Source organism: Pantoea septica, assembly GCF_002095575.1.
GTDB lineage: Bacteria > Pseudomonadota > Gammaproteobacteria > Enterobacterales > Enterobacteriaceae > Pantoea > Pantoea septica.
Map to the genome: position 1 here is coordinate 96,472 of NZ_MLJJ01000013.1, position 23,323 is coordinate 119,794.

The 23,323-nt window shown below is 62.2% G+C and carries 15 protein-coding genes; 2 read left to right on the forward strand and 13 right to left on the reverse strand.

All coding sequences use genetic code 11. The annotated features are described in order from the left end of the window. Positions 1-41: 41 nt before the first annotated feature. The 12 genes from HA46_RS09410 to HA46_RS09465 form a co-directional block, all read right to left on the reverse strand. Complete coding sequence (locus HA46_RS09410; RefSeq protein WP_084883839.1) at positions 42-1,502, reverse strand: mannitol dehydrogenase family protein; 1,461 nt, start codon at positions 1,500-1,502, stop codon at positions 42-44. Between the two features lie 64 nt (positions 1,503-1,566). Further along, complete coding sequence (locus HA46_RS09415) at positions 1,567-2,850, reverse strand: MFS transporter (RefSeq protein ID WP_084883842.1); 1,284 nt, start codon at positions 2,848-2,850, stop codon at positions 1,567-1,569. 81 nt (positions 2,851-2,931) lie between these two features. After that, positions 2,932-3,939, reverse strand: coding sequence for a Zn-dependent oxidoreductase (locus HA46_RS09420; RefSeq protein WP_084883845.1), 1,008 nt, complete (start codon positions 3,937-3,939; stop codon positions 2,932-2,934). Between the two features lie 11 nt (positions 3,940-3,950). Beyond that, positions 3,951-5,165, reverse strand: coding sequence for a D-mannonate dehydratase ManD (gene manD, locus HA46_RS09425; protein WP_033791558.1), 1,215 nt, complete (start codon positions 5,163-5,165; stop codon positions 3,951-3,953). A 220-nt stretch (positions 5,166-5,385) separates the two neighbouring features. Beyond that, entirely contained in the window at positions 5,386-6,285 is a 900-nt protein-coding gene (yegS, locus tag HA46_RS09430; protein WP_033791557.1) for a lipid kinase YegS, read from the reverse strand. A 221-nt stretch (positions 6,286-6,506) separates the two neighbouring features. Then, complete coding sequence (gene trhP, locus HA46_RS09435) at positions 6,507-7,871, reverse strand: prephenate-dependent tRNA uridine(34) hydroxylase TrhP (protein ID WP_033791556.1); 1,365 nt, start codon at positions 7,869-7,871, stop codon at positions 6,507-6,509. Positions 7,872-7,988: 117 nt separating this feature from the next. Continuing rightward, positions 7,989-8,696 carry an envelope stress response regulator BaeR gene (gene baeR, locus HA46_RS09440; RefSeq protein WP_033791555.1) on the reverse strand — a complete coding sequence of 236 codons (708 nt, stop codon included), beginning with the start codon at positions 8,694-8,696 and terminating at the stop codon, positions 7,989-7,991. A gap of 6 nt (positions 8,697-8,702) precedes the next feature. After that, positions 8,703-10,091 (reverse strand): envelope stress sensor histidine kinase BaeS, encoded by a 1,389-nt coding sequence (gene baeS, locus HA46_RS09445; protein WP_033791554.1) that lies wholly within the window; start codon positions 10,089-10,091, stop codon positions 8,703-8,705. Next, complete coding sequence (mdtD, locus tag HA46_RS09450; RefSeq protein ID WP_084883848.1) at positions 10,088-11,494, reverse strand: multidrug transporter subunit MdtD; 1,407 nt, start codon at positions 11,492-11,494, stop codon at positions 10,088-10,090. Before mdtD ends, baeS begins: the two co-directional genes overlap by 4 nt. Positions 11,495-11,508: 14 nt before the next feature. Continuing rightward, on the reverse strand, positions 11,509-14,583 hold the full coding sequence (gene mdtC, locus HA46_RS09455) for a multidrug efflux RND transporter permease subunit MdtC (protein ID WP_084883851.1): 3,075 nt from the start codon (positions 14,581-14,583) through the stop codon (positions 11,509-11,511). After that, complete coding sequence (locus tag HA46_RS09460; RefSeq protein WP_084883854.1) at positions 14,580-17,702, reverse strand: MdtB/MuxB family multidrug efflux RND transporter permease subunit; 3,123 nt, start codon at positions 17,700-17,702, stop codon at positions 14,580-14,582. Before HA46_RS09460 ends, mdtC begins: the two co-directional genes overlap by 4 nt. Then, on the reverse strand, positions 17,702-18,925 hold the full coding sequence (locus HA46_RS09465; protein ID WP_084883857.1) for an MdtA/MuxA family multidrug efflux RND transporter periplasmic adaptor subunit: 1,224 nt from the start codon (positions 18,923-18,925) through the stop codon (positions 17,702-17,704). The genes HA46_RS09460 and HA46_RS09465 overlap by 1 nt, the downstream gene beginning before the upstream one ends. 238 nt (positions 18,926-19,163) lie before the next feature. Between HA46_RS09465 and HA46_RS09470 the strand changes: the two genes are divergently transcribed. Together HA46_RS09470 and HA46_RS09475 are read left to right on the forward strand one after the other, a co-directional pair. Continuing rightward, positions 19,164-20,123 carry an aldo/keto reductase gene (locus tag HA46_RS09470; protein ID WP_084883859.1) on the forward strand — a complete coding sequence of 320 codons (960 nt, stop codon included), beginning with the start codon at positions 19,164-19,166 and terminating at the stop codon, positions 20,121-20,123. A 212-nt stretch (positions 20,124-20,335) separates the two neighbouring features. After that, entirely contained in the window at positions 20,336-21,676 is a 1,341-nt protein-coding gene (locus HA46_RS09475) for a carbohydrate porin (protein WP_084883862.1), read from the forward strand. Between the two features lie 160 nt (positions 21,677-21,836). Here HA46_RS09475 and yegD read toward each other — a convergent pair whose 3' ends face one another. Next, positions 21,837-23,189, reverse strand: a complete 1,353-nt coding sequence (gene yegD / locus HA46_RS09480; protein WP_084883865.1) for a molecular chaperone — start codon at positions 23,187-23,189, stop codon at positions 21,837-21,839. Between the last annotated feature and the right edge of the window lie 134 nt (positions 23,190-23,323).

Below are 23,323 nucleotides of genomic sequence, written 5' to 3' on the forward strand. Positions count from 1 at the left end.
CAGCGCGCTGCGACTGCGCCAGCGCTTTTGATACTGAACAATTACGGCGAACCCACCGCCTGCGCCACCGTGGCGCGCGCGCCTTGCTCGCGCAGCTGCAGCCAGAAGCGCGTCAGCGTCGCGACCACCTCCGCATTCTGCGCCAGATCCTCGCCAAATACCGCTTTCATGCCCAGCAGCGCCTTCACGCGCGCTTCGCCTTCGCCGCTGGCGGCCACGCGCTCCGCCAGTTCCGCTTTCAGCGGATCGCGGATCTCGATCGGCGCGCCTTGCTCGTCCACGCCGCCGACATAGCGCATCCAGGCTGCGACGCCCAGCAGCAGCAGGTCGCAGTTGCTGCCGTTGCGCAGATGCCAGCGCACGCTGTCGAGCAGGCGCTGCGGCAGCTTCTGCGTGCCGTCGGTCGCTATCTGATAAGTGCGATGCTTAATGGCGCGGTTTTCATAGCGCGCGATCAGCGAGTCGGCGTAGGCGGCGAGATCCACGCCCTGGGTGCGCAGCGTCGGCGCCTGCTGATCCAGCATCAGCCTGCGCGCGGCGGTGCGCAGGTTTGCGTCCGCCATACAGTCGCTGATGTGCTCATAGCCGGAGAGGAAGCCGAGATAGGCCAGAAACGAGTGGCTGCCGTTAAGCATACGCAGTTTCATTTCCTCAAACGGCAGCACGTCCTTAACCAGCTCCGCTCCTGCCTGCTCCCAGGCGGGCCGGCCGCTGACGAAATTATCCTCGATAACCCACTGGAAAAACGGCTCCGCTTCCACCGCAACCGGATCGCGACTGCCAAGACGCTCGGCAAGCTCGGCAAACGCGCTGTCGGTCATTGCCGGAACGATGCGATCGACCATGGTAGAGGGAAAGGTGACATGCTGCCGGATATAGTCCGCCAGCGCGCTATCCTGCCGCTGCGCCAGCTGCACGATCGCATTGCGCGTGACGTGGCCGTTTTCCGGCATATTGTCGCAGGACATCACGCTGAAGGGCGGCAGGCCTGCGTCGCGGCGGCGGCGGATGGCCGCCAGAATCAGGCCCGGCAGCGAGCGCGGCGCATCGGGATGGGCCAGGTCGTGCACAATATCGGGATGATCAGGGTTGAGATCGCCGCTGGCGGGATGATGGCAGTAGCCTTTCTCGGTGACCGTCATCGAGACAATCGCCACGTCCGGCTGGCTCATGGCGGCGATCACCGCCTCGATGCCGTCGCTTTTGCCGTGCAGCGCCGAGGTGATCACGCCGATAATCCGCGTGTTGAGCGAATCGTCGGCCATTTCCGTCAGGCTATAGAGGTGATCCTGCTGGCGCAGCGCCTGAATCAGCTCGCCGCTATTAAGGTTAACTTCGCAATAGCCCCAGTCGCTGCCCTGTTCCGCCAGCTTGTCGCTGCATAACGCCTGATGCGCGCGATGAAAAGCGCCGAAGCCGATATGCACCATGCGGGTTTTCAGTTTGCTGCGATCGTAGCGCGGGCGCTGCACGTCGGCGGGAAGGCGATCAATCTCTAACATAGTTCGTCCTTATGGCAAACGGGGCGTCCTGCGCCCCGTGATTCAGTCATGTAAAACCTGCTGCTTACGCCGAAATCGGCTTCTTGCTCGCTTTCGGGCTGCGGATAACGAACAGCACCAGGAAGGCGCCGACGGCGGCAACGCCGCCTGCCAGCACGAAGGCGCTATCAAACTTGCCGGTATGCTGCACGATAAAGCCGGTGACAATCGGACCGATAATGCCTGACAGGCTGCCCACCAGATGAATAAAGCCGCTGATGCTGCCGACGCGGCTCTTGTGCACCACGTCCTGAATAATCGCCCAGTAGATGGCGCCAGTGATGTAGAGGAAGAAGATAGAGATCGACATCATCATGACCGCAGAGTTGACCTCTTTTACCGTACCCGCCAGCGCCACACAAACGGCGGCGGCGAACAGTGAGACCACCAGCACAATTTTACGGGAGAGCAGTAACCTGCCGGTAATATTGAAGATCTTGTCTGAGGTCCAACCGCCGAGCGCGAGGCCGACGAAGCCGACAATCCACGGGATCATGGTGGTGATCGACATCGATTTAATATCCAGACCGTGCGCCTGCACCAGGTAGGCCGGGAACCAGCTCAGGAAGAAGAACAGAATATAGTTGTAGCAGAAGAAGGCGAAAGCGGTGACCAGGATAATCGGCTGACGCAAATAGTAGCCGAATCCGTGCGACGCCTGCGCCAGATCCGCCTCTTCGCCCGGCTGCTCGGCTTTCAGCTGGTCAACCAGCGCGCGCTCCTCGGCGGAGACGTGTCGGCTCTTCGCCGGGTTATCAGCCGAAACGAACAGCCAGATCGCCATCCACACCAGGCCGATCAGGCAGATGATCACGAAGGCCGGACGCCAGCCGAACGCGAGCGCGAGATAGCCGATAATCGGCCCGGCGATCGCGCCGCCCAGCGGCGAGCCTGCGCTCAGCAGGCCCATTGCGGTCGCCGCCTGTTTTTTCGGAAACCAGCCGTTAATCGCTTTGTTGGCCGAGGCGCAAATAGGGCCTTCCGCCATGCCGAACAGCACGCGCAGGATCAGCATCGACCAGAATCCGGTCGCCAGCGCGGTCATGCCGCAGAACAGCGACCACATGCCGACCGCGACGGCGAGCACGATTTTGGGGCCGAAGCGGTCGGTGGCGATGCCGCCAACGAAGTTGAACAGGGCATAGCCGAAGAAGAAGCTGCCGAAGATCATGCCGAACTGTTCGGCGTTGATCGCCAGATCTTTTTCTACCAGCGGTAAGGTCAGAGAGAGGGCAACACGATCGAGGTAATTGATCATGTAAACAAGAAACAACAGCAGTACGATTGTCCAGCGCAGATTTTTAAACATAGTGGCTCCAACGCTTTTTTATAGTGATATAACGCCGGCAGCGCGCCGCCGGCTGAATCCCCGGTGAGGGTAGGGCAAGCGCTACATGGCCAGCACGACCTTGCAGCAGGTACGGGGGTCTTTTTCGAACAGCGTCATCGCGCGTTCGATTTCGTCGAGCGAAAAATAGTGCGTCACCAGTTTTTCCGGCTGGATCAGGCCCTGCTCCATCCATTCCATCACCTGCGGGAAGCGGTGGCTGTTAAGACGCGAGGTAAACAGCGACAGCTCTTTGCTGGTCAGGCTTTGTTGGGTAATGCTGCAGGGCTCGCCGGAGAAGCCGAGCAGACCGATACGAGCGGCGGGCGAGGCGAGCGCCGCCGCTTCCGCCAGGATAGAGGGATGGCAGGCGGCGTCGATAATCAGCGTCGGCTGCACGCCTTCCAGCTGGGCCGCCAGCGGCACCTCGGCGTTGTTGAACACCCGATCCGCGCCGTTGGTTTTCGCCAGCTCAAGACGTTCCGGCAGGCGATCCACCACCAGCACCTGCGCCACCTTAAAGACACCTTTCAGCACCTGAATCGCCGTCAGGCCCATCGGTCCGGCGCCGTAGATCAGCGCCACATCCTGCGGCTGCGGCTTCAGGAACGCGGTGATATTGGCTGCGATGGTGAAAGGCTCGACCATGCTGGCGAGCTTGTCCGGGATCGCCGCCGGCAGCCTGTAGGCATTACCGGCCGGCGCAACCGCATATTCGCTAAAGCCGCCGTCGCGGTGCACGCCGATGACGCTCAGCGTGGTGCAGACGTTAGGACGGCCCACCGAGCAGGGATAGCAGCGACCGCAGCTCACGACGGGATCGACCGCTACCCGCTCGCCGATGCGGCTGGCGTCGACCTCGTCGCCGACCGCGTCAATCACGCCGAAAAACTCGTGGCCGATGACGCGCGGATATTTCGCGAAAGGGTTGTGGCCGTGCCAGATATGCACGTCAGAGCCGCAGATGCTGGCATATTTCACCTTGACGCGGACTTCGCCCGCAGCGGGCGTTGGCAGCGGACGCTCCGCCAGCACCAGCTCGCCGGGTTGTTCAATCACGACACTTTTCATGATGCGCTCCTTTACCAGTTCCACAGCGTGCCGTCTTCCAGACGGGCCACCGGCAGATAGGCGGGCTCATAGGGATATTTCGCCGCCAGCTTCTCGTTGAACCCGATACCCAGGCCTGGCTTGTCGCCCGGATGCATAAAGCCGTCTTCGAACGTCCAGCTGGCGTCGAACAGCTCCATCATCTGCTCGGAGAAGCCCATATACTCCTGCACGCCGAAGTTCGGCACCCACAGGTCAAAGTGCAGCGCCGCCGCCATGCAGACCGGCGAGAGATCCGACGGGCCGTGCGAGCCGGTGCGCACCTGATAGAGCGAGGCGAAATCGGCGATGCGGCGCATGCCGGTGATGCCGCCCGCGTGGGTGATGGTGGTGCGGATATAGTCGATCAGCTGCTCTTCAATCAGCTGTTTGCAGTCCCAGATGCTGTTGAAGACTTCGCCGACCGCAATGGGCGTCACGGTATGCTGGCGGATCAGGCGGAAGCACGCCTGGTTTTCCGCCGGCGTCGGATCCTCCATCCAGAACAGGCGGTAATCTTCGACGCTTTTGCCGAAGCGCGCCGCTTCAATCGGCGTCAGGCGGTGATGCATATCGTGCAGCAGATGTTCGTTGAAGCCGAACTTGTCGCGGATCGCGTCGAACAGCTTCGGCGTAAAGTCGAGATATTTTTCGGTAGACCAGAGCTGCTCTTCCGGCCAGTCGCCTTTAGTCGCCGGCTCATAGGCGAGCCCTTTGCCTTTCGCCATGCCGTAGGTGGTCTTCATGCCCGGCACGCCGCACTGGGCGCGAATCGCCTTGAAGCCCATCTCCTTGTGCTTCGCGTAGTCGTCCATCACTTCGTCGATGGTATGGCCGGTGGTATGGCAATAAACCATCACGCCGGTGCGCGATGCGCCGCCCAGCAGCTGATAGAGCGGCATATTGGCGGCTTTGCCTTTGATATCCCACAGCGCCATATCGACCGCGGAGATCGCCGACATAGTGACCGGCCCGCGGCGCCAGTAAGCACCTTTATAGAAGTACTGCCAGATATCTTCGATCTGATGCGCATTGCGGCCGATCAGCTGCGGGCAGATATGATCCTTCAGGTAAGAGGCGACCGGCAGTTCACGGCCGTTGAGCGTGGCGTCGCCGATGCCGGTAATGCCTTCATCGGTGGTGATTTTCAGCGTAACGAAGTTTCTGCCTGCGCAGGTGACAAAGACTTCAGCGTTAACAATTTTCATCTCTCGTAGCCTTTTCCAGCAATCAATGCTGAAAAAGTACGCGCATTTATACTACCATACAAGTTGGTATAACAGAGTTGTGAAGAGAATCACAGAGAGGATTTTGCGCGCTGCCGGCCGTAGGGAAGGAATGTCGAATTGCTGTTACGGGCTGCATAAAGGTTAAAACGCGGGCCAGCCTGCCCGCGTAAGCGCTTATCTTACAGCCTGAAGCGCGACTTCAGGCTAACAACGCGCACTGCGGCGGCAAGCGGCAGCTCAGCGCGCCGGGCATGACCTCAATCTCAAACTCGCGGCCGGAGAGCGGCTCGCCATCCAGATTAAAGGTCATCTCGTTAGGGGAAACGATGCGCAGCGAGGTCAGCTTCGCGGTCACGATGTTCGGGTTGTCATCATTGCTGGTCAGCGAGTGCAGCAGGGTAGGCAGCAGCTCCTGCGCGGTGACGATGCTCACATCGAGCTGGCCGTCATTGATCAGCGCTGACGGGCACAAACGCTGTCCGCCGCCGGCCTGACGTCCGTTGCCGACGCCGATCGCCAGCGCGTCGCCCTGCCACTGAAAGCCGGGGCCGGAAATCTCGCAGCTGTCTGGCTTCAGCGTATCCATGCGCATCAGGCCGTGAATAAAATAGGAGACGCCGCCCAGCGCGGATTTTAACTTTTCCGGCGTTTCGGTGGTGATACGGGTGCCGAAACCGCCGGTCGCCATATTAATGAAATAGCGATCCTGATTAACCCGCGCCAGATCGATCACGTGGGCTTTGCCCTGAACCGCGAGGCGCAGCGCAGGCTCCATCTCGGCGGGAATGCCGACGCTGGTGGCAAAATCGTTGGCGGTGCCCAGAGGAAGAATGCCGAGCACCGGCCGACGCGCGGCGTCGACGGCGGCCAGCGCGGTAGCGATCTCGTTAATGGTGCCGTCGCCGCCGCCTGCGACCACGGTCTCAGCGCCTAGCCGCAGCGCTTCTTCAACGTAGCGTTCGCCGTCGCCTTTCTCCCAGGTCACGCGCACGGCGACGTCGAAGCCTTCATCGCGCAGCGCGGTGACGGCCGCACGCAAATCTTCGTTGCCTGCGCCTTTGCCATTAAGAATAAGTAGAGTAAGCGATTGTTTTTCCATTTTCCGGTCCTTGAAAACCTGCAAAGATTTCTGCTTATAGCATAGTCAGGAGCGAAAATTTACGGGAGAAAAGCGGAAAAAGAAAACCCGCACGGGGGAGCCGGGCGGGTGAATGAGGTGGTTCCTGATACAACAGCTATTAGTTGTTACTCGTTCGCAGCAGGCGCGACTATAAAGGAGCGCGCCGCGGCGGTCTGTGATCCTGTTCTAACTTCATCGGTTTACTTGCGCGACGTGAGTAATTTGCTATGGGGATCGCGCGTGCTGCTGCCGTCGGTAAAATTGCGCAGCAGCAGACCAAAGGCGAGCTCGACGTCTGCGGGCACCGGCATCCAGACGCGATGGCCGTCGCCGGGTGCCACCTCGATGGCCCCGCCGCGCGCGTCCTGCAGCGCTTCCAGCGTGCAGTTCAGGTTGCCGTTCGGCGTCATGATTTCCAGGCTGTCGCCGAGCAGGAATTTATTTTTCACCGCGACCTCCGCCCAGTCGCCGCGCCGCTCGCCGGTAAATTCGCCGACGAACTGCTGACGCTCGGAGATCGAATAGCCCTGCGCATAGTTTTGATAGCTGTCGTGGGTATGGCGGCGCAAAAAGCCCTCGGTATAGCCGCGATGCGCCAGACCTTCCAGCGTGGTCAGCAGGGCCGGATCGAAAGGCTTGCCGGCTGCGGCGTCGTCGATAGCGCGGCGGTAAACCTGTGCCGTCCGCGCGCAGTAGTAGAACGATTTGGTGCGGCCTTCGATCTTCAGCGAATGGACGCCCATCTCGCTCAGGCGTTCAACGTGCGCCACGGCGCGCAGATCCTTCGAGTTCATGATGTAGGTGCCGTGCTCATCTTCAAAGGCGCTCATCACCTCGCCTGGCTTCATCTTCTCTTCCAGCAGAAATACCTTATCGGTTGGCTGGCCAAGCCCCAGCGTCGGCGTCACCTCCTGCACTTCGACGATATTGCCGACCTCGTCCTGTTTGCCTTCCTCAACCTTATATTCCCAGCGGCAGGCGTTGGTGCAGGTCCCCTGATTCGGGTCGCGCTTGTTCATATAGCCGGAGAGCAGGCAGCGGCCGGAGTAGGCCATGCAGAGCGCGCCGTGCACGAAGATCTCGATCTCCATCTCCGGCACCTGCTGGCGGATCTCCGCGATCTCCTCCAGCGACAGCTCGCGCGACAGGATCACCCGCGTCAGTCCCATCTGTTGCCAGAACTTCACCGTCGCCCAGTTGACCGCGTTGGCCTGCACCGAGAGATGGATCGGCATCTGCGGAAAGGCCTCGCGCACCAGCATAATCAAACCGGGATCGGACATGATCAGCGCGTCCGGCTGCATCTCCACCACCGGCGTCAGGTCGCGAATAAAGGTCTTTAGCTTGGCGTTATGCGGCGCGATATTCACCACCACATAGAATTTCTTGCCCAGCGCGTGCGCTTCGGCAATGCCTTTGGCGAGGTTGTCATGGGTGAATTCGTTATTGCGCACGCGCAGGCTGTAGCGCGGCTGGCCGGCATAAACCGCGTCGGCCCCATAGGCGAAGGCGTAGCGCATATTCTTCAGCGTTCCCGCTGGAGAAAGCAGTTCTGGTTTCATGATGTTCTCACTGATGTCAGGTCAGCATGCCGCCTGGCGCGGCACGTGCCGCAGCCGCAAAGAGAGCGGCCCGGCAAAAGGTGCAAAATTGTAGGCGGCGACGCGTGTCAGTCAGTTGATCTAGATCAACTGGCACAGATCCGCTTCCCAGCGATAGCCCATGCCGTAGACGGCGCGGATAAAGGGCTGGTCAGCGTCGAGATTCTCGAGCTTGCGCCGCAGATTTTTGATATGGCTGTCGATGGTGCGATCGGTCACGACGCGATAGTCGTCGTAGAGATGATTAAGCAACTGCTCGCGCGAAAAAACCTTGCCCGGCTCCAGCGCCAGGGTTTTCAGCAGCCGGAATTCGGCGGGGGTCAACTCCAGCGGCTGTTCGCGCCAGCTCGCCTGGAAGCGGCCTTCGTCGATTTTCAGCAGCGACGCCTTGCCGGGCTCTTCCGGCGAGCGCTTCACGCGGCGCAGAATGGTTTTCACGCGCGCTACCACTTCGCGCGGGCTGAAGGGCTTGCAGATGTAGTCATCCGCGCCGATCTCCAGGCCAAGCAGGCGATCGATCTCCTCGGTGCGCGCCGTCACCATCACGATCGGCAGCTCGGAGAAGCGGCGGATTTCGCGGCACAGCGTGAGGCCATCTTTGCCGGGCAGCATCAGATCCAGCAGCATCAAGTCGGGCGGCGTCTGCTGGACGAAAGGCAGCACGTCGCTGCCGTGGGCGATATGGTGCGTGCGGTAGTTAGAGGCTTCAAGATAGTCGATCATCAGCTGCGCCAGCTTCGGCTCGTCTTCCACTACCAGAATCAGCGGGTCGGTTTTTTCGAAGGTCATCGTCAGTTACGGCTGGGGAACATAGCGCAATTGTAGCGCGATTTTCAGTCCACCTAAATCAGAGTGCTCCGCAGCGATATGGCCGCCGTGGGCGTCGACGATATTTTTGCAGATCGCCAGTCCCAGACCGGAGCCGCCGCTGGCGCGATTGCGCGATCCTTCCGTGCGGAAAAAGCGTTCGAAGATCTTCGCCTGCTGCTGCGCGTCGACGCCAGGCGCGCTGTCGGCAAAGCTCATCTGCCACCAGGGCGCCTCATACGTGAGCCGCACCTCGACCTGGCCCGGCGAGTCGGTATAGCGCAGGCTGTTCTCCAGCAGGTTGGTGAAGAGCTGCATCAGGCGATCGGGGTCGCCGAAGAAAGGCGCTTCGTCCGGCATCTGCAGCGTCAGCGTCAGCCCGTGGCTGCGGTAGCGTTCGTTGAAGCTGCCGGCGGCCACCTCCAGCAGCTGCACCAGATCGGTGGCCTGCTTGCGATAGGCGAGGGCGCCTTCGTCGGACAGCGACAGCTGGTGCAGATCGTCCACCAGCTTGCTGAGAACGCCGACTTCGCTTTGCAACGAGGCGATCGCCTCTGGCGTCAGCTTGCGCACCCCGTCCTGCATCGCCTCCAGCTCGCCGCGCAGGATCGCCAGCGGCGTGCGCAGCTCGTGGGAGATATCGGCCATAAAGGCGCGCCGCATACTCTCGTTTTTTTCCAGCGAGCTGGCGAGGCGGTTAAAATCCTGCGCCAGCTGGCCCAGTTCATCCTGGCTGCCGACCTCAACGCGCGTCGCGAAATTGCCGGCGGCCAGATGGTGCGTCCCTGCGACCAGCCGTTTTACCGGCGCCAGCAAACCTCGTGACATGAGCCAGGTCACCAGCGCCGCCAGCAGCGTTGAGAGGCCGACAATCAGCCAGCTGGTGCGTTTTTGCTGATGATCGAAGTTAATATCGGTGCTGCGCGTCAGACGCTCCGGCGGCGACCCCACCACCCAGCCGACGACTTTGCCGTTGCTGGTGGTGATATTACGGCGCGACCCCTCCGGCGGCACCGGCGCGCGCGGGCCGACCAGCACCTTGTACTGCTGATCGATAACCCAGAACTGCGTGCGCCAGCCGTGCGGCGGTAGCTGGTTACTGCTGTCGGGATTCTGCTCCAGCGAGCGCAGCATGGTAAAGATCAGCCGATCGTTATGGCGCAGGAAATCCCAGCTGCCGTGCTGTTCGTACTGGTCGGCCAGCGCGTCGCCGAGCATCGCCAGCCGCTGCTCGTTGCCGCGCTTGATGTAGTCGACAAAGCCGTGCTCGAAGCTGAGACGCACGCCCCAGTGCATGGTGATCAGCACCAGCATGCAGGTGGAAAAAATCGCTAAAAAGAGTTTGGCGCTGATACCCAGGCGCAACGGCAACTTCATGGTTTTCTCCGGCGTCGCAGATCGACGTTTTTACTGGTTTCCTTTGGCACGCGCCAGAACACCAGCGCGGGCAGAGCGATAATCAATGCCATCCACGCCCAGGCGGTCATAAACAGGCTGTGGGTATGGTCGCTGCTGGCCAGCGCATCCTGGCCGAACGCGCCCAGCAGCAGGCCGGCGACGGTGACGCCGACGCTCATCGACAGCTGCATAATCATCGACAGCAGGCTGTTGCCGCTGGAGGCGAGCTCGTCCGGCAGATCCTTCAGCGTCAGGGTATTCATCGAGGAGAAGCGCAGCGCGTTCACCATGCCCTGCATCAGCAGCACCAGCGGCAGCAGCCACAGCCAGCCGAGCAGCGCGACCAGCGGAAAGAGCAGCACCACTACGGCGAGCGCCAGCGTGGTGCCGACCAGCGTGTTGCGGTAGCCGAACAGGTTAACGATACGCACAACCATGCGTTTGATGCCCATATTGCCGAGCACCATCGGGATCATCATCAGCCCGGCGTGAAACGGCGTAAAGCCCATGCCGACCTGCAAAAATATCGGCGTCATAAAAGGCAGCATGCCGCTGCCGATGCGGCCTAAAAAGCTGCCGAGCAGGCCGATAGAGTAGAGACGGTTGTCGAACAGCTTCAGGCTGAACAGCGCCTTGTCGTTGCCGCGCGCATGCATCAGATAGTACAACAGCGAAAAGAGGCCAGTCAGGATCATCGCGCCCAGCAGCAGGGGAGAGCCGCCGCTGCTGCGCTGGCCGTCGAGCGCCAGGGTCAGCGTCGCCATGCCGACTGCCAGCAGTAGAAAGCCGAGAAAATCGAAGCGCCGCGTCTGCATCGAGTAGTTCGGCATCAGCGTCAGGGTGGCGATGGCGCCGATGATGCCGACCGGAATATTGATCAGGAAGATCCAGTGCCAGCTGGCATACTCCACCAGCACGCCACCGAGCGCCGGCCCGACCAGCGGGCCGATCTGTCCCGGCAGGGTGACGAAGGTCATCGCCGACATATACTGCTCGCGCGGCACGATTTTCATCACGGTCAGGCGGCCCACCGGCACCATCATCGCGCCGCCAACGCCCTGCACCACGCGCGCCATCACTAGCTGGTCCAGCGTCGAAGAGAAGGCGCAGAGCAGCGAGCCGACGCTGAACAGCACGATGGCGCTGAAGAAGATGTTGCGCACGCCGAAGCGATCCGCCATCCAGCCGCTCATCGGCAGGGTAACCGCCACCGTCAGCAGATAGGAGACGATGACCGAATGCATATGCAGCGGGCTGACGCCCAGATCCTGCGCCATCGAGGGAAGGGCGGTGTTGACGATGGTGGTGTCCAGCGTCTGCATAAAGAAGCCGAAGGCGACAATCCATAGCTGCCAGCGAACCGTGGCGTTTTGGGCGTTCATTTGCTGTTCTCTCCTTAACTCTCCACCGGCTGGCCGATTTTACCGCGCTTGCGCCGCAGCTTGTCCATATAGAGATAGACCACCGGCGTGGTATAGAGCGTCAGCAGCTGGCTCATAATCAGCCCGCCTGCGATAGTAATGCCGAGCGGCTGGCGCAGCTCTGCGCCGTCGCCGCTGGTGATCACCAGCGGCAGCGCGCCGAACAGCGCGGCGAGCGTGGTCATCAGAATCGGGCGAAAACGCAGCAGACAGGCCTGGAAAATGGCGTCGCGCGCGCTCAGGTTGCCGTTGCGCTGCGCCTCCAGCGCAAAATCAACCATCATAATGGCGTTCTTTTTCACGATGCCGATCAGCAGCAGGATGCCGATAAGGGCGATCAGGCTAAAAGGCGTATCGAACAGCGCCAGCGCCAGCAGCGCGCCAACGCCCGCGGAGGGCAGGGTCGAGAGAATGGTTAGCGGATGGACGTAGCTCTCATACAATATGCCCAGCACGATATAGACGGCGGCGATGGCGGCGAGCATCAGCCAGAGCTGGCTGCTTTGCGACTGCTCGAACACCTGCGCGGTGCCGGCGAAGCTGCCGCGCACGCTGGAGGGCACGCCGATGGCCGTCATGGTGCGATCGATCGCCGCAGAGGCTTCCGACAGCGAAATGCCTTCCGGCAGGTTAAAGGAGATGGTCGAGGCGGCGGAGAGCCCCTCATGGTTGACCGCCAGCGGCGCGTTGGCGGGCTGCCATCGCGCGAACCACGACAGGGGGATCGGTTTGCCGTCGCTGTTGATCACAAACATCTGATCCAGCGCGCTGATGTCCTGGGTGTAGCGCGGGTCGACCTCCATCACCACCTTGTACTGATTCAACGGCTGATAGATGGTGGAGATCTGTCGCTGGCCGAAGGCGTTGTTCAGCAGGGCGTTAGCCTCAGAGACGTCGATGCCGAGGCGTGACATGCTCTCGCGATCGTAGATCAGCGCCATTTCGCTGCCTTTGTCCTGCTGATCGGAGTTGACGTCCGCCAGCTGCGGCAGCGCGGAGAAGGCCTGACGGATTTTCGGCTCCCATTCGCGCAGGGCGGCGAGATCGTCGGAGAGCAGCGAATACTGATAGCTGGCGTTCGATTCGCGGCCGCCGGCGCGCAGATCCTGCACCGCGTTGAGATAGAGGCTGGCGCCGGGCTCTTTCGCCAGCTTCGCGCGCAGCCGGGCGATCACCGCCTGGGCGTTCTCGCTGCGCTCCGAGAGCGGCTTCAGCGAGATAAACATCGAGCCGCTGTTGGTGCGCATGCCGCCGGTAAAGCCCACCACGCTCTCGACTGCCGGATCGGCTTTCACGATCACCATAAAATCCTGCAGCTTCTGGCGCATCGCCTGGAAGGAGATGCTCTGATCGGCGGAGATAAAGCCCGACAGCCGGCCGGTGTCCTGCTCCGGCATAAAGGTTTTCGGCACCTGAATAAACAGCCAGACGGTCAGGGCGACGGTGCCGAACAGCAGCAGCAGCACCCAGCGCGCATGGTTCAGCACCCAGCCCAGCGAGCGGCCGTAGCCCTGCTGGATCGCCAGCAGCATCCGGCCTGCGCCGCGCCGACGCGGCTGGGCGCGCGGCGCATGCGGCTTCAGCAGATACGCGCACATCATCGGCGTCAGGGTGAGGGAGACCACCATCGAGATGGCGATCGCCACCGACAGCGTAATGGCGAATTCAGAGAAGAAGCGGCCTATCAGCCCGCCGGTCATCAGCAGCGGCAAAAAGACGGCGATCAGCGACAGGCTCATCGACAGCACGGTAAAGCCCACTTCGCGCACGCCGGTCAGCGCCGCCTGCAGGGGTTTCATGCCCGCCTCGACGTGGCGCGCGATATTCTCCAGCACCACGATGGCGTCATCCACCACGAAACCGGTGGCGATGGTCAGCGCCATCAGCGACAGATTATTCAGGCTGAAGCCGCAGAGGTACATCGCGGCGAAGGTGCCGATCAGCGATACCGGCACCGCGGCGGCGGGGATCAGCGTGGCGCGGCCGGAGCGCAGAAAAACGAACACCACCATAATCACCAGCGCCACGGCGATGGTCAGCGACTGCTCGACCTCATGCAGCGAGGCGCGAATGGTGGGCGAGCGATCCTGCGCAATCTGCAGGTCGATGGCGGCGGGAATGGTCTGGTGCAGCGTCGGCAGCTCGGCGCGAATGCGGTCGACGGTGTCGATCACGTTCGCCTCCGGCGTTTTGCGCACCAGCAGCAGCACTGCGGGCTTGCCGTCCGCCATCCCGGCGTTGCGCACGTCCTGCACCGAGTCCTGCACGCTGGCGACGTCCGCCAGCTTCACCGCCGCGCCGTTGCGGTAATGCACCACCAGCGGCGCGTAGTCGCTGGCGGTTTTCAGCTCGTCGTTGGTGCGCAACTGCCAGCGCTGCTGGCGATCCTCCACCGCGCCCTGCGGACGACGCTGGTTGGCGTTGGCGATCGCCTCGCGCACCGCGTCCAGCGAGACGCCCTGGTTAAACAGCGCCTGCGGATTCAGCGCGACGCGCACCGCAGGCAGCGAGCTGCCGCCGACCGTGACGTCGCCGACGCCTTCGATCTGCGACAGCTTCTGCGCCAGCTGGGTCGAGGCGTAGTCGTAGAGCTGGCCCCGATTATAGATATCCGAGGTCAGCGTCATGATCATAATCGGCGCGTCCGAGGGATTGACCTTGCGGTAAGTCGGCCGGCTCGGCATGCCGGTCGGCAGCAGGCTTTGCGCCGCGTTGATGGCCGCCTGCACGTCGCGCGCCGCGCCGTTGATGTCGCGGTCGAAATCGAGCACCAGAATAATGCGCGTGCTGCCGAGCGAGCTGGTGGAGGTCATTTCGCTCACGCCGGCGATGCGGCCCAGCGAACGCTCCAGCGGCGTCGCCACCGACGAAGCCATGATTTCCGGCGACGCGCCCGGCAGCGAGGCGGAAATCACTATCACCGGGAAGTCGACCTGCGGCAGCGGGGCGACCGGCAGCAGACGAAAACCGAGCACGCCCGCCAGCGCAATGGCGAGGGTCAGCAGCGTGGTGGCCACCGGGCGGTGGATAAACAGCGCGAAAAATCTCACCGCTCCGCCTCCCGGCCGCTAAAGCGGCGGCGCGCGGCCTGGCCGAGGCGATCGAACAGCAGATAGATCACCGGCGTAGTAAACAGCGTCAGCACCTGGCTCAGGATCAGGCCGCCGACCATGGCGATGCCGAGCGGATGGCGCAGCTCTGCGCCGACGCCGGTGCTGAGCATCAGCGGCAGCGCGCCCAGCAGCGCCGCCAGCGTGGTCATCAGGATCGGGCGGAAACGCAGCAGGCACGCCTGATAGATGGCGTCATAGGGCGTCATGCCCTGCTCGCGTTCGGCGGCCAGCGCGAAGTCGATCATCATGATGGCGTTTTTCTTCACGATGCCGATCAGCAGAATAATGCCGATGATGGCGACGATATCCAGCTCGCCGCCGCTCAGCATCAGCGCCAGCAGCGCGCCGACGCCGGCGGTCGGCAGCGTCGACAAAATCGTGATGGGATGGATAAAGCTCTCATAGAGCACGCCCAGCACGATATACATCGCCACGATGGCGGCCACGATCAGCCAGACGGTGCTGGTAAGCGCCGCCTCGAACGCCAGGGTGCTGCCCTGGAACTGGGTCATCAGTTCGGAGGGCATGCCGAGCCGCTCTTCCGCCGCGCTGACCGCTTTCACCGCGTCGCCCAGCGAGTAGCCGTCGGCGACGTTAAAGGAGAAGGTCGCCGACGGGAACTGATCGAGATGGTTGACGCTTAGCGCGCTGTGGCGCTGCTCAACTTTCGCGATAGCGCTGAGCGGCACGCTGCCGCCGTCGGTGCTGGTCAGCCGGATGCCTTCCAGGCCCGCCAGTCCCGGCGTGGCGCGGTTATCCTGCTCCAGCACCACGCGATACTGGTTCGCCTGGGTATAAATGGTGGAGATCAGGCGCTGGCCGAAGGCGTTATAGAGCGCGTTATCGACGTCCGCCATACTGATGCCGAGGCGGCTGGCGCTGTCGCGATCGACATTGACATAGGCCTCCAGGCCCTGATCCTGCCAGTCGCTGCTGATGTCGCGCAGCTCAGGCGACTGGCGCAGCGCGTCCAGCAGTTTCGGCACCCAGGTGCCGAGCGACGCCAGCGAGCCGGACTGCAGCGTGAACTGATAGGGCGTGCGGCTCGCCTGGGTTTCAATCGTCAAATCCTGTACCGGCTGCAGCCACAGCGTGACGCCGGGAAGCTGGCTTATCTGTTGCTGCAGCCGCTGTTGCACCTGCGGGATGCGGTCTTCGCGCTCGCTCAGCGGCTTCAGGTTGATCTGCAGACGCGCGCTGTTGAGCGCGGCGTTGGTGCCGTCGACGCCGACGAAAGAGGTCATGCTCTGCACCGCCGGATCTTTCATGATCAGCGAGGCGACGTCGCGCGTGCGCTCCGCCATGCTGGCGTACGAGGCGCTCTGCGGCGCCTGCAGCGTGCCCTGAATAATGGAGTTATCCTGCTGCGGGAAAAAGCCTTTCGGAATCACTACCCACAGCAGCACGGTGAGCAGCAGCGTGCCGAGCGCCACCGACAGCGTCAGCCAGGGATGCGCCAGCACCTTGCGCAGCCAGCCGCCATACCCGGCGATCAACCGCTCGAAAAAGGCTTCGCTGGCGCGCGAAAAGCGGTTCTGCTTGCGCAGCGACTCGGCGCTCAGCATACGCGCGCACATCATCGGCGTCAGCGTCAGCGAGACCACGGCGGAAATCAGGATCGCCACCGCCAGCGTCACGGCAAACTCGCGGAACAGACGGCCGATCACGTCGCCCATAAACAGCAGCGGGATCAGCACCGCGATCAGCGAAAAGGTAAGGGAAATAATGGTAAAGCCGATTTCGCCCGCCCCCTTGAGCGCGGCGGTGAGCGGCTTTTCGCCTTTCTCCAGATAGCGGGTGATGTTTTCGATCACCACGATGGCGTCATCCACCACGAAGCCGGTGGCGATAGTCAGCGCCATCAGCGTCAGGTTATTGATAGAGAAGCCGAGAAAGTACATCGCGGCGAAGGTGCCGACCAGCGACAGCGGCACCGCGACGGCGGGAATAATCGTCGCCGGCACGTTGCGCAGGAACAGATAGATAATCATCACCACCAGGCCGATCGCCAGCATCAGCTCGTGCTGGGTATCGGTGACCGAGGCGCGAATATTGGTCGTGCGGTCGGTCAGCAGCTGGACCTTCACCGACTTCGGCAGCGAGGCGGTGAGCGAGGGCAGCAGCGCGCGGATATTATCGGCGGTGGCGATAATGTTGGCGCCCGGCTGGCGCTGCACGTTGAGCACGATGGCGGCTTCGCGGTTCGCCCAGGCGCCAAGCCAGCGGTTTTCCGCGCCCTGTTCGATAGTGGCGACATCGCCGAGCCTCACCGGCGCGCCGTTTTTATAGCTGACGATCAGCTGACGGTAATCTTCCGCCGATTTCATCTGGTCGTTAGCGGAGAGAGTAATAGAACGCTCCGGGCCGTCGAGGCTGCCTTTCGCCGAGTTGACGTTGGCGCTGCTGATGGCGGTGCGCACCGCTTCGCTGGTCAGGCCGAGCGCCGCCAGCGCCTGAGCGTTCATCTGCACGCGCACCGCCGGTCGCTGACCGCCGGAGAGCGTCACCAGCCCGACGCCGGAGACCTGGGAGATTTTCTGCGCGACGCGCGTCTCCACCATGTCCTGCACCTGGGTCAGCGGCATGCTGCTGGTGGTGACCGCCAGCGTCATGATCGGCGGATCGGCGGGATTGACCTTGCTGTAGACCGGCGGGTTAGGCAGATCGTTGGGCAGCAGGCTGGTGGCGGCGTTGATGGCGGCCTGCACTTCCTGCTCGGCGACGTCAAGCGGCAGCGTCAGCTGGAACTGCAGGGTAATCACCGACGCGCCGCCGGAGCTTTGCGACGCCATCTGTTTCAGCCCTGACATCTGGCCGAACTGGCGCTCAAGCGGCGCGGTAATCGCGGAGGTGGTAACGTCCGGGCTGGCGCCGGGATAGAGCGTCACCACCTGGATGGTGGGATAATCCACCTCCGGCAGCGCCGACACCGGCAGAAAACGGTAGCCGAGAACGCCCGCCAGCAGAATAGCGATCATCAACAGCGTGGTAGCGACCGGACGTAAAATAAACTGACGCGACGGCCCGCCGCTGGCGTCAGGAGGCGTAACCTGCATTACTCGCTCGCTCCCCTGGCCGGTTGCGCCGCGCGGCTGCTTTTCAGCGCAGTGCTCTGCGGCGCGACGACTTCCACCTGCGCCCCTTCCGTCAGGCGATCCAGCCCGTCGGTGACCACGCGTTCGCCTGCGCTGAGGCCGGCGTTGATCACCACCTGATGGCTGTCCTGCAGTCCGGCAGTCACGCTTTTCTTACTCACTTTATTGTCGCTGTTCACCACCCAGACAAAGTGGCCCTCGTTGCCCATCTGTAGCGCGGCGGCGGGAATAACGATCGCATCCTGCAGGGTATTGACCTTCAGCCGCGCGTTGACGAACTGGTTGGGAAAGAGCTTGTCGTCCTGATTGTCGAAGCGCGCCTTCATTTTGATGGTGCCGGTGGTGGCGTCGATCTGGTTGTCGATGCTGAGCAGCGTGCCCTGAGTCAGCAGCGTCTGGTTGCTGCGATCCCAGGCTTCGACCACCAGCGGCTGGCCGCTCTTTTGCGCCTGCATGATGTCGGGCAGATAATTTTCAGCCAGGCTAAACAGCACGTCGATGGGATGGGTCTGAGTGATCACCACCAGACCGTTGGTGTCGCCGCTGGTAATGTAGTTGCCGACGTCCACCTGTTTCAGGCCGACGCGGCCCGCAATCGGCGACGTAATGCGGCTGTAGGTCAGATTGAGCTGGGCGCTGGCGACGCTGCCTTCATCCGCCTTAATGGTGCCCTGGGTTTCGCTCACCAGCGAACGCTGGGTATCGAGCTCCTGCTGCGACACCAGCGAGGTTTTCGCCAGCTTTTCATAGCGCGCCAGATCGCGGCGGGCATTCGCCAGCGTCGCCTGATCCTTCGCCAGCTGACCCTGCGCCTGGGTTAACGCCACCTGATAAGGGCGAGGATCGATTTCCGCCAGCAGCTGGCCCGCTTTAACCTGCTGCCCTTCCTGAAAGTGGATCGCCATCAGCTCGCCGTCGACCCGGCTGCGCACCGTCACGGTGCTGGCAGCGGTCACGGTGCCGAGCCCGCTGAGAAAGTGCGGCACGCTCTGGCTGACAGCGGCGGCGGCCTGTACCGGCGCCGGCGGGGCGCCCGCGCCGCCCTTGCCGCGATGCGGCCGGGTCGACGCCTGAGGATCGGCGTCAGGCTGCGCCGGGTGGTGCCACCAGTAATAGCCGCCTGCGGCGGCGGCCAGCACTAACAGCGTCAGCAGGCTTTTTTTCAACAAGGAAGGTCGGTTCATCTTATCGGTTGCTCTCCAGCAGTAGCGAAATCCCCAAAACGCAGGCTGAAACGCGGCAGCCTGCAAATAGCAGAGTGTAGACCCGCAAAGCGGGCAGAAGTTGAAGGAATTAAGGATATCTGTCAGCCCGACGTAAGTATCCCTTTCAGAACAAACTTATCGACGAATTGCGCATAAAGGGCGGTTTTCGCTTTTGCTATGCTCTTTGTCTGGGCATTTCGTACACAAGGAGAAGAGGATGAGTCAGGTTGAAACCCGCCAGCTCGGCGATACCGGCATTCAGGTGCCGCTGTTAACCTTTGGTGGCAACGTCTTCGGCTGGACCCTGGATGAGGCGAAGTCGTTTTCATTGCTAGATGCGCTGGTGGAAAAAGGGCTGTGGTTTATCGATACCGCAGACGTCTATTCGCGCTGGGCGCCGGGCAATAAAGGCGGCGAATCAGAAACCATCATCGGCAACTGGCTGAAAAAAAGCGGCAAACGCGACCGCATCGTGCTGGCGACCAAGGTCGGCATGGAGCTCTCGCCGGAGAAAACCGGCCTGAAGCCGCAGTATATCCGTCAGGCGGTAGAGGATTCGCTGCGCCGCCTGCAAACCGACTATATCGATCTCTATCAGGCGCACCGCGACGATACCGATACGCCGCTGGCGGAAACCCTGGCGGCGTTCGATTCCCTGATCAAAGAGGGCAAAGTGCGCGCCATCGGCGCCTCGAACTACAGCGCGCCGCGCCTGCAGGAGGCGCTGAAGATCAGCGAAGAGCAGGGCCTGGCGCGCTACGCCACCCTGCAGCCTGAATATAATCTTTACGATCGCGAAGGCTATGAGTCAGCGCTGGAGGCAGTAGCGACGCAGCATGGGCTGGGCGTGATTAACTACTATTCGCTGGCCAGCGGCTTTCTGAGCGGCAAATACCGCAGCGCGGCGGATGCCGGCAAAAGCGCGCGCGGGCAGGGTGTGGTCGAGAAGTATCTCAACCCGCGCGGCCTGGCTATTCTGGCAGCGCTGGACGACATCAGCCAGGCGCACGGCGTGACGCCGACTCAGGTCGCGCTGGCGTGGCAGATTGCGCGGCCGAGCATTACCGCGCCGATCGTCAGCGCCACTTCGCTCGCCCAGCTCGACGATCTGATCGGCGCAACGCAGCTGCGTTTGTCGGCGGAGGAGAGCGAAAAACTGGCGCAGGCCAGCCGCTAATCCCGCCAGACGGGGCGCTAGCGCCTCGTCATTATTTTGCGTGCCAAATAATGCGTTCATCACGGCCGCGAGTCCGTTCAGCGATCCCCTTCACACTTGTTTGAAAAAACTGTCTCTTTGCTTATTCGTGCGCACATTTTTACAAAAGTTGAACTTTTTGCAGCACTATTCTCTGCGTGGAAATACCCATTATTCAGATAAGAAGAACGATTATGAACAGAAAAAAAGCAGTGCAACGCTTCCCGCTGCGCCGTGTTGCGGCCGGCTCCCTGATGTTTGCCATGCTGAGCGCGTCTGCTGTGGCCGCAGATGCCTTTAGCTATGACTCGCCTTATATGTTCGGCGACTGGGGCGGCTCGCGAACGCAGCTGGAAAATGACGGCGTTAAATTTGACGTCAACTACACCATGGAAAGCGCATCGAACCTCGGCGGCGGCGCCGATACCAACACCTCAATGCGCTACAGCGATCAGTGGGCGTTCGGCGCCAATCTCGATCTGGAAAAGCTGCTCGGCTGGCAGGATACGCAGTTCCAGGCCACCATCACCAACCGTGACGGCCGCAATATTTCCGATCAGGTAGCCGACCGCCGTACCGGCATGCTCTCTTCGGTACAGGAAGTGTATGGCCGCGGACAGACCTGGCGTCTGACGCAGTTCTGGCTGAGCAAGGGGCTGTTTGACGACGTCGTCAACCTGAAAGCGGGTCGCGTCACCGTCGGCGAGGACTTCGACAACTTCGACAGCAAGTTCCAGAACCTGGCGTTCGGCAGCGGCCAGGCGGGCAACTGGCGCGGCGACCGCTGGTTTAACTGGCCGGTGTCGCAGTGGGGCGGCCGCGTGAAGCTTAACATCACCCCGGAAGTCTTCTTCCAGGTCGGTTTCTATAACCAGAACCGCGCCAACTACGATCGCGGCGACGGCTTCCGCCTCGACACCAGCAACTCTGAGGGTAACCTGGTGCCGGTGGAACTGGGCTGGAAGCCGACGCTGGGCCCGGACAAGCTGCCGGGTAACTACCGCATCGGCTACTACTACTCGTCCGCCAACGGCGACGTGTACGGCAGCTGGCGCGACGGCGCCTATCAGGATAAAGATCACGCCTACGGCGGCTATGTGCTGTTGCAGCAGCAGCTGACCGCGCAGGGCGGCGACGCCAGCCGCGGCATCGGCGTATCGGTTCAGGCGGTGATGAACGATCACAAAACCTCCAAGACCGACAACTATCAGTCGATCGCCTTTACCTGGGCAGGCCCGTTCGACGCCCGTCCTGAAGATGAGATCGGCATCGCCGCGGCGCGCATTCACGTTAACAGCGATTACACCCGCGCGCAGCGTCAGCAAAACGCCGCCAACGGCGAAACGGACTTCGACAGCCCGACCTATCTGCCGATTCAGGATGGTTCGGAATATAACTACGAGCTTTACTACAACGTGAAGCTGGCGAAATGGCTGCAGGTACGTCCGAACGTGCAGTATATCGTGGCGCCGGGCGCGGTGAGCGAAGTGAAGGATGCCTTTGTCGGCGGCATCAGCGCCAACATCAACTTCTGATAGCGCAGCGGCCTGAAGTTTCCACTCTCAGGCCGCACACAACTATCTGAGCGGATGGCATGGCTCGAAGCGCATCGCGTCGTGCCGTTTACGGACGCGCCTCAGAGATGAGGCGCGTATTCGCGTCTGCGCTGTAGTGTCCCGCCTGCTCTCTTTTCTCTTAGCGAAACATAACTTCTGCCCAGCGCGCCAGACCGGCCGTCACCGAGCCGAAATCATCGCCGCTGGCGATCGGCGTTTCCGGCAGCGCCTGCTGTAGCGCGGCGCGCAGCACCGGCGAACGCGCGCTGCCGCCCGTCAGGTAGATCACTTCAGGTTTGGCGTCGCAGCTGGCGAGCGCCAGATGCACCTGCTCCAGAATGCGCTCCAGAGGCTGGTTGATCGCCTCCTGCAGCAGCGTATCGCTGATGGCGGCGTGCATCTGCGGCGCGATAAAGTCCAGACTGGCGTCGAAAGCGGCGCGATCGGAAAGGGCGATCTTGCTCTCCTCCGCCGCGCGCACCAGACGATAGCCAAGCTTCTGCTGCCACACCTTCAGCAGATGTGCCACCTGCGCGCTCTGTTCCGCGTCGCGCACCAGATCGCGCAGCAGTTTGCCGCAGGCGGCGGAGTAAAATTCGCTCTGCGCCGGCACATCGTTAATCGCCACCGCGTTCCACCACGGCAGCGCGGGCAGGGCGGTGCCTTTCTGCGTCCTGCCGCCCAGGCCGAGCAGCGGCATCAGGGTCTTAAACGCCAGCATAATATCGAGATCGTTGCCGCCGACGCGGCAGCCGCTGTGGCCGAGCAGGCTCTCGCGGCGGTCCGACAGCTTGCGCCACTCCGGTCCCATCAGCAGCATCGAGCAGTCGGTGGTGCCGCCGCCGATATCCACCACCAGCACGCGCGTCTCTCTCTCCAGCGTTGCTTCGAAATCGAGTCCCGCCGCGACCGGCTCGAACTGAAACTCCACGTCGCGGAAACCGGCGCGCTGCGCGGCGCGCAGCAGAATGCCCTGCGCCTGGGCGTTGGCGTCGTCGCCGCCAGGCCCCTGGAAGTTGACGGGGCGGCCGATAACTGCCTGATCGATCGCGGCGTCGAGCTGCGTTTCGCCCTGTTCGCGGATATGGCGCATCATGGCGCAGACCAGGTCTTCAAACAGCGCGATCTGCTGCGGTTTCAGGCCGCTGGCGCCGAGAAAGGATTTTGGGGATTTCACGAACCATGTTTCTTCCGGGTCCGCCATATAGTGCTGCAGCGCGCTCAGGCCGAACTGCACGCTGGTGGCCGACACCTCGATGTCCTCTTCGCGGTTATGGCGCAGCGCGCGCTGCAGCAGCGCGGTGGTTTCCGCATCCGGAGTGGCGACCTGATGATGGCGGTAGAGCCATTCGCTCACCGCTTCGCGCGTCGGTGCGGCAATCATCGACGGCAGCAGGCGCTGACCCTTCTCCAGCGCCAGCAGGCGCGGCGTGCCCGCTTCGCACACCGCAATGGAACAGTTCGCCGTACCGTAATCGAAACCAATGAACATCTGATGCCCCTCCCGGAAAAAAGGGGGCGACTTTAGCGCAGCTGAGCGGGGCTGGCAAGCGGCTCAGCGCGACGGCGGCGTGTAGACCATGAGCTGCCCGCGGCCCGCTTTTTTGGCGTTATAGCAGGCGATGT

What these genes read in the sequence shown, in the direction of transcription:
- HA46_RS09465 (WP_084883857.1), bottom strand. Translation starts at nt 18,925, where the DNA reads ATGAACCGACCTTCCTTGTTGAAAAAAAGCCTGCTGACGCTGTTAGTG.
- baeR (WP_033791555.1), bottom strand. Translation starts at nt 8,696, where the DNA reads ATGACCTTCGAAAAAACCGACCCGCTGATTCTGGTAGTGGAAGACGAG.
- HA46_RS09475 (WP_084883862.1), top strand. Translation starts at nt 20,336, where the DNA reads ATGAACAGAAAAAAAGCAGTGCAACGCTTCCCGCTGCGCCGTGTTGCG.
- baeS (WP_033791554.1), bottom strand. Translation starts at nt 10,091, where the DNA reads ATGAAGTTGCCGTTGCGCCTGGGTATCAGCGCCAAACTCTTTTTAGCG.
- HA46_RS09415 (WP_084883842.1), bottom strand. Translation starts at nt 2,850, where the DNA reads ATGTTTAAAAATCTGCGCTGGACAATCGTACTGCTGTTGTTTCTTGTT.
- yegS (WP_033791557.1), bottom strand. Translation starts at nt 6,285, where the DNA reads ATGGAAAAACAATCGCTTACTCTACTTATTCTTAATGGCAAAGGCGCA.
- HA46_RS09470 (WP_084883859.1), top strand. Translation starts at nt 19,164, where the DNA reads ATGAGTCAGGTTGAAACCCGCCAGCTCGGCGATACCGGCATTCAGGTG.
- yegD (WP_084883865.1), bottom strand. Translation starts at nt 23,189, where the DNA reads ATGTTCATTGGTTTCGATTACGGTACGGCGAACTGTTCCATTGCGGTG.
- HA46_RS09420 (WP_084883845.1), bottom strand. Translation starts at nt 3,939, where the DNA reads ATGAAAAGTGTCGTGATTGAACAACCCGGCGAGCTGGTGCTGGCGGAG.
- HA46_RS09460 (WP_084883854.1), bottom strand. Translation starts at nt 17,702, where the DNA reads ATGCAGGTTACGCCTCCTGACGCCAGCGGCGGGCCGTCGCGTCAGTTT.
- manD (WP_033791558.1), bottom strand. Translation starts at nt 5,165, where the DNA reads ATGAAAATTGTTAACGCTGAAGTCTTTGTCACCTGCGCAGGCAGAAAC.
- HA46_RS09410 (WP_084883839.1), bottom strand. Translation starts at nt 1,502, where the DNA reads ATGTTAGAGATTGATCGCCTTCCCGCCGACGTGCAGCGCCCGCGCTAC.
- mdtD (WP_084883848.1), bottom strand. Translation starts at nt 11,494, where the DNA reads ATGAACGCCCAAAACGCCACGGTTCGCTGGCAGCTATGGATTGTCGCC.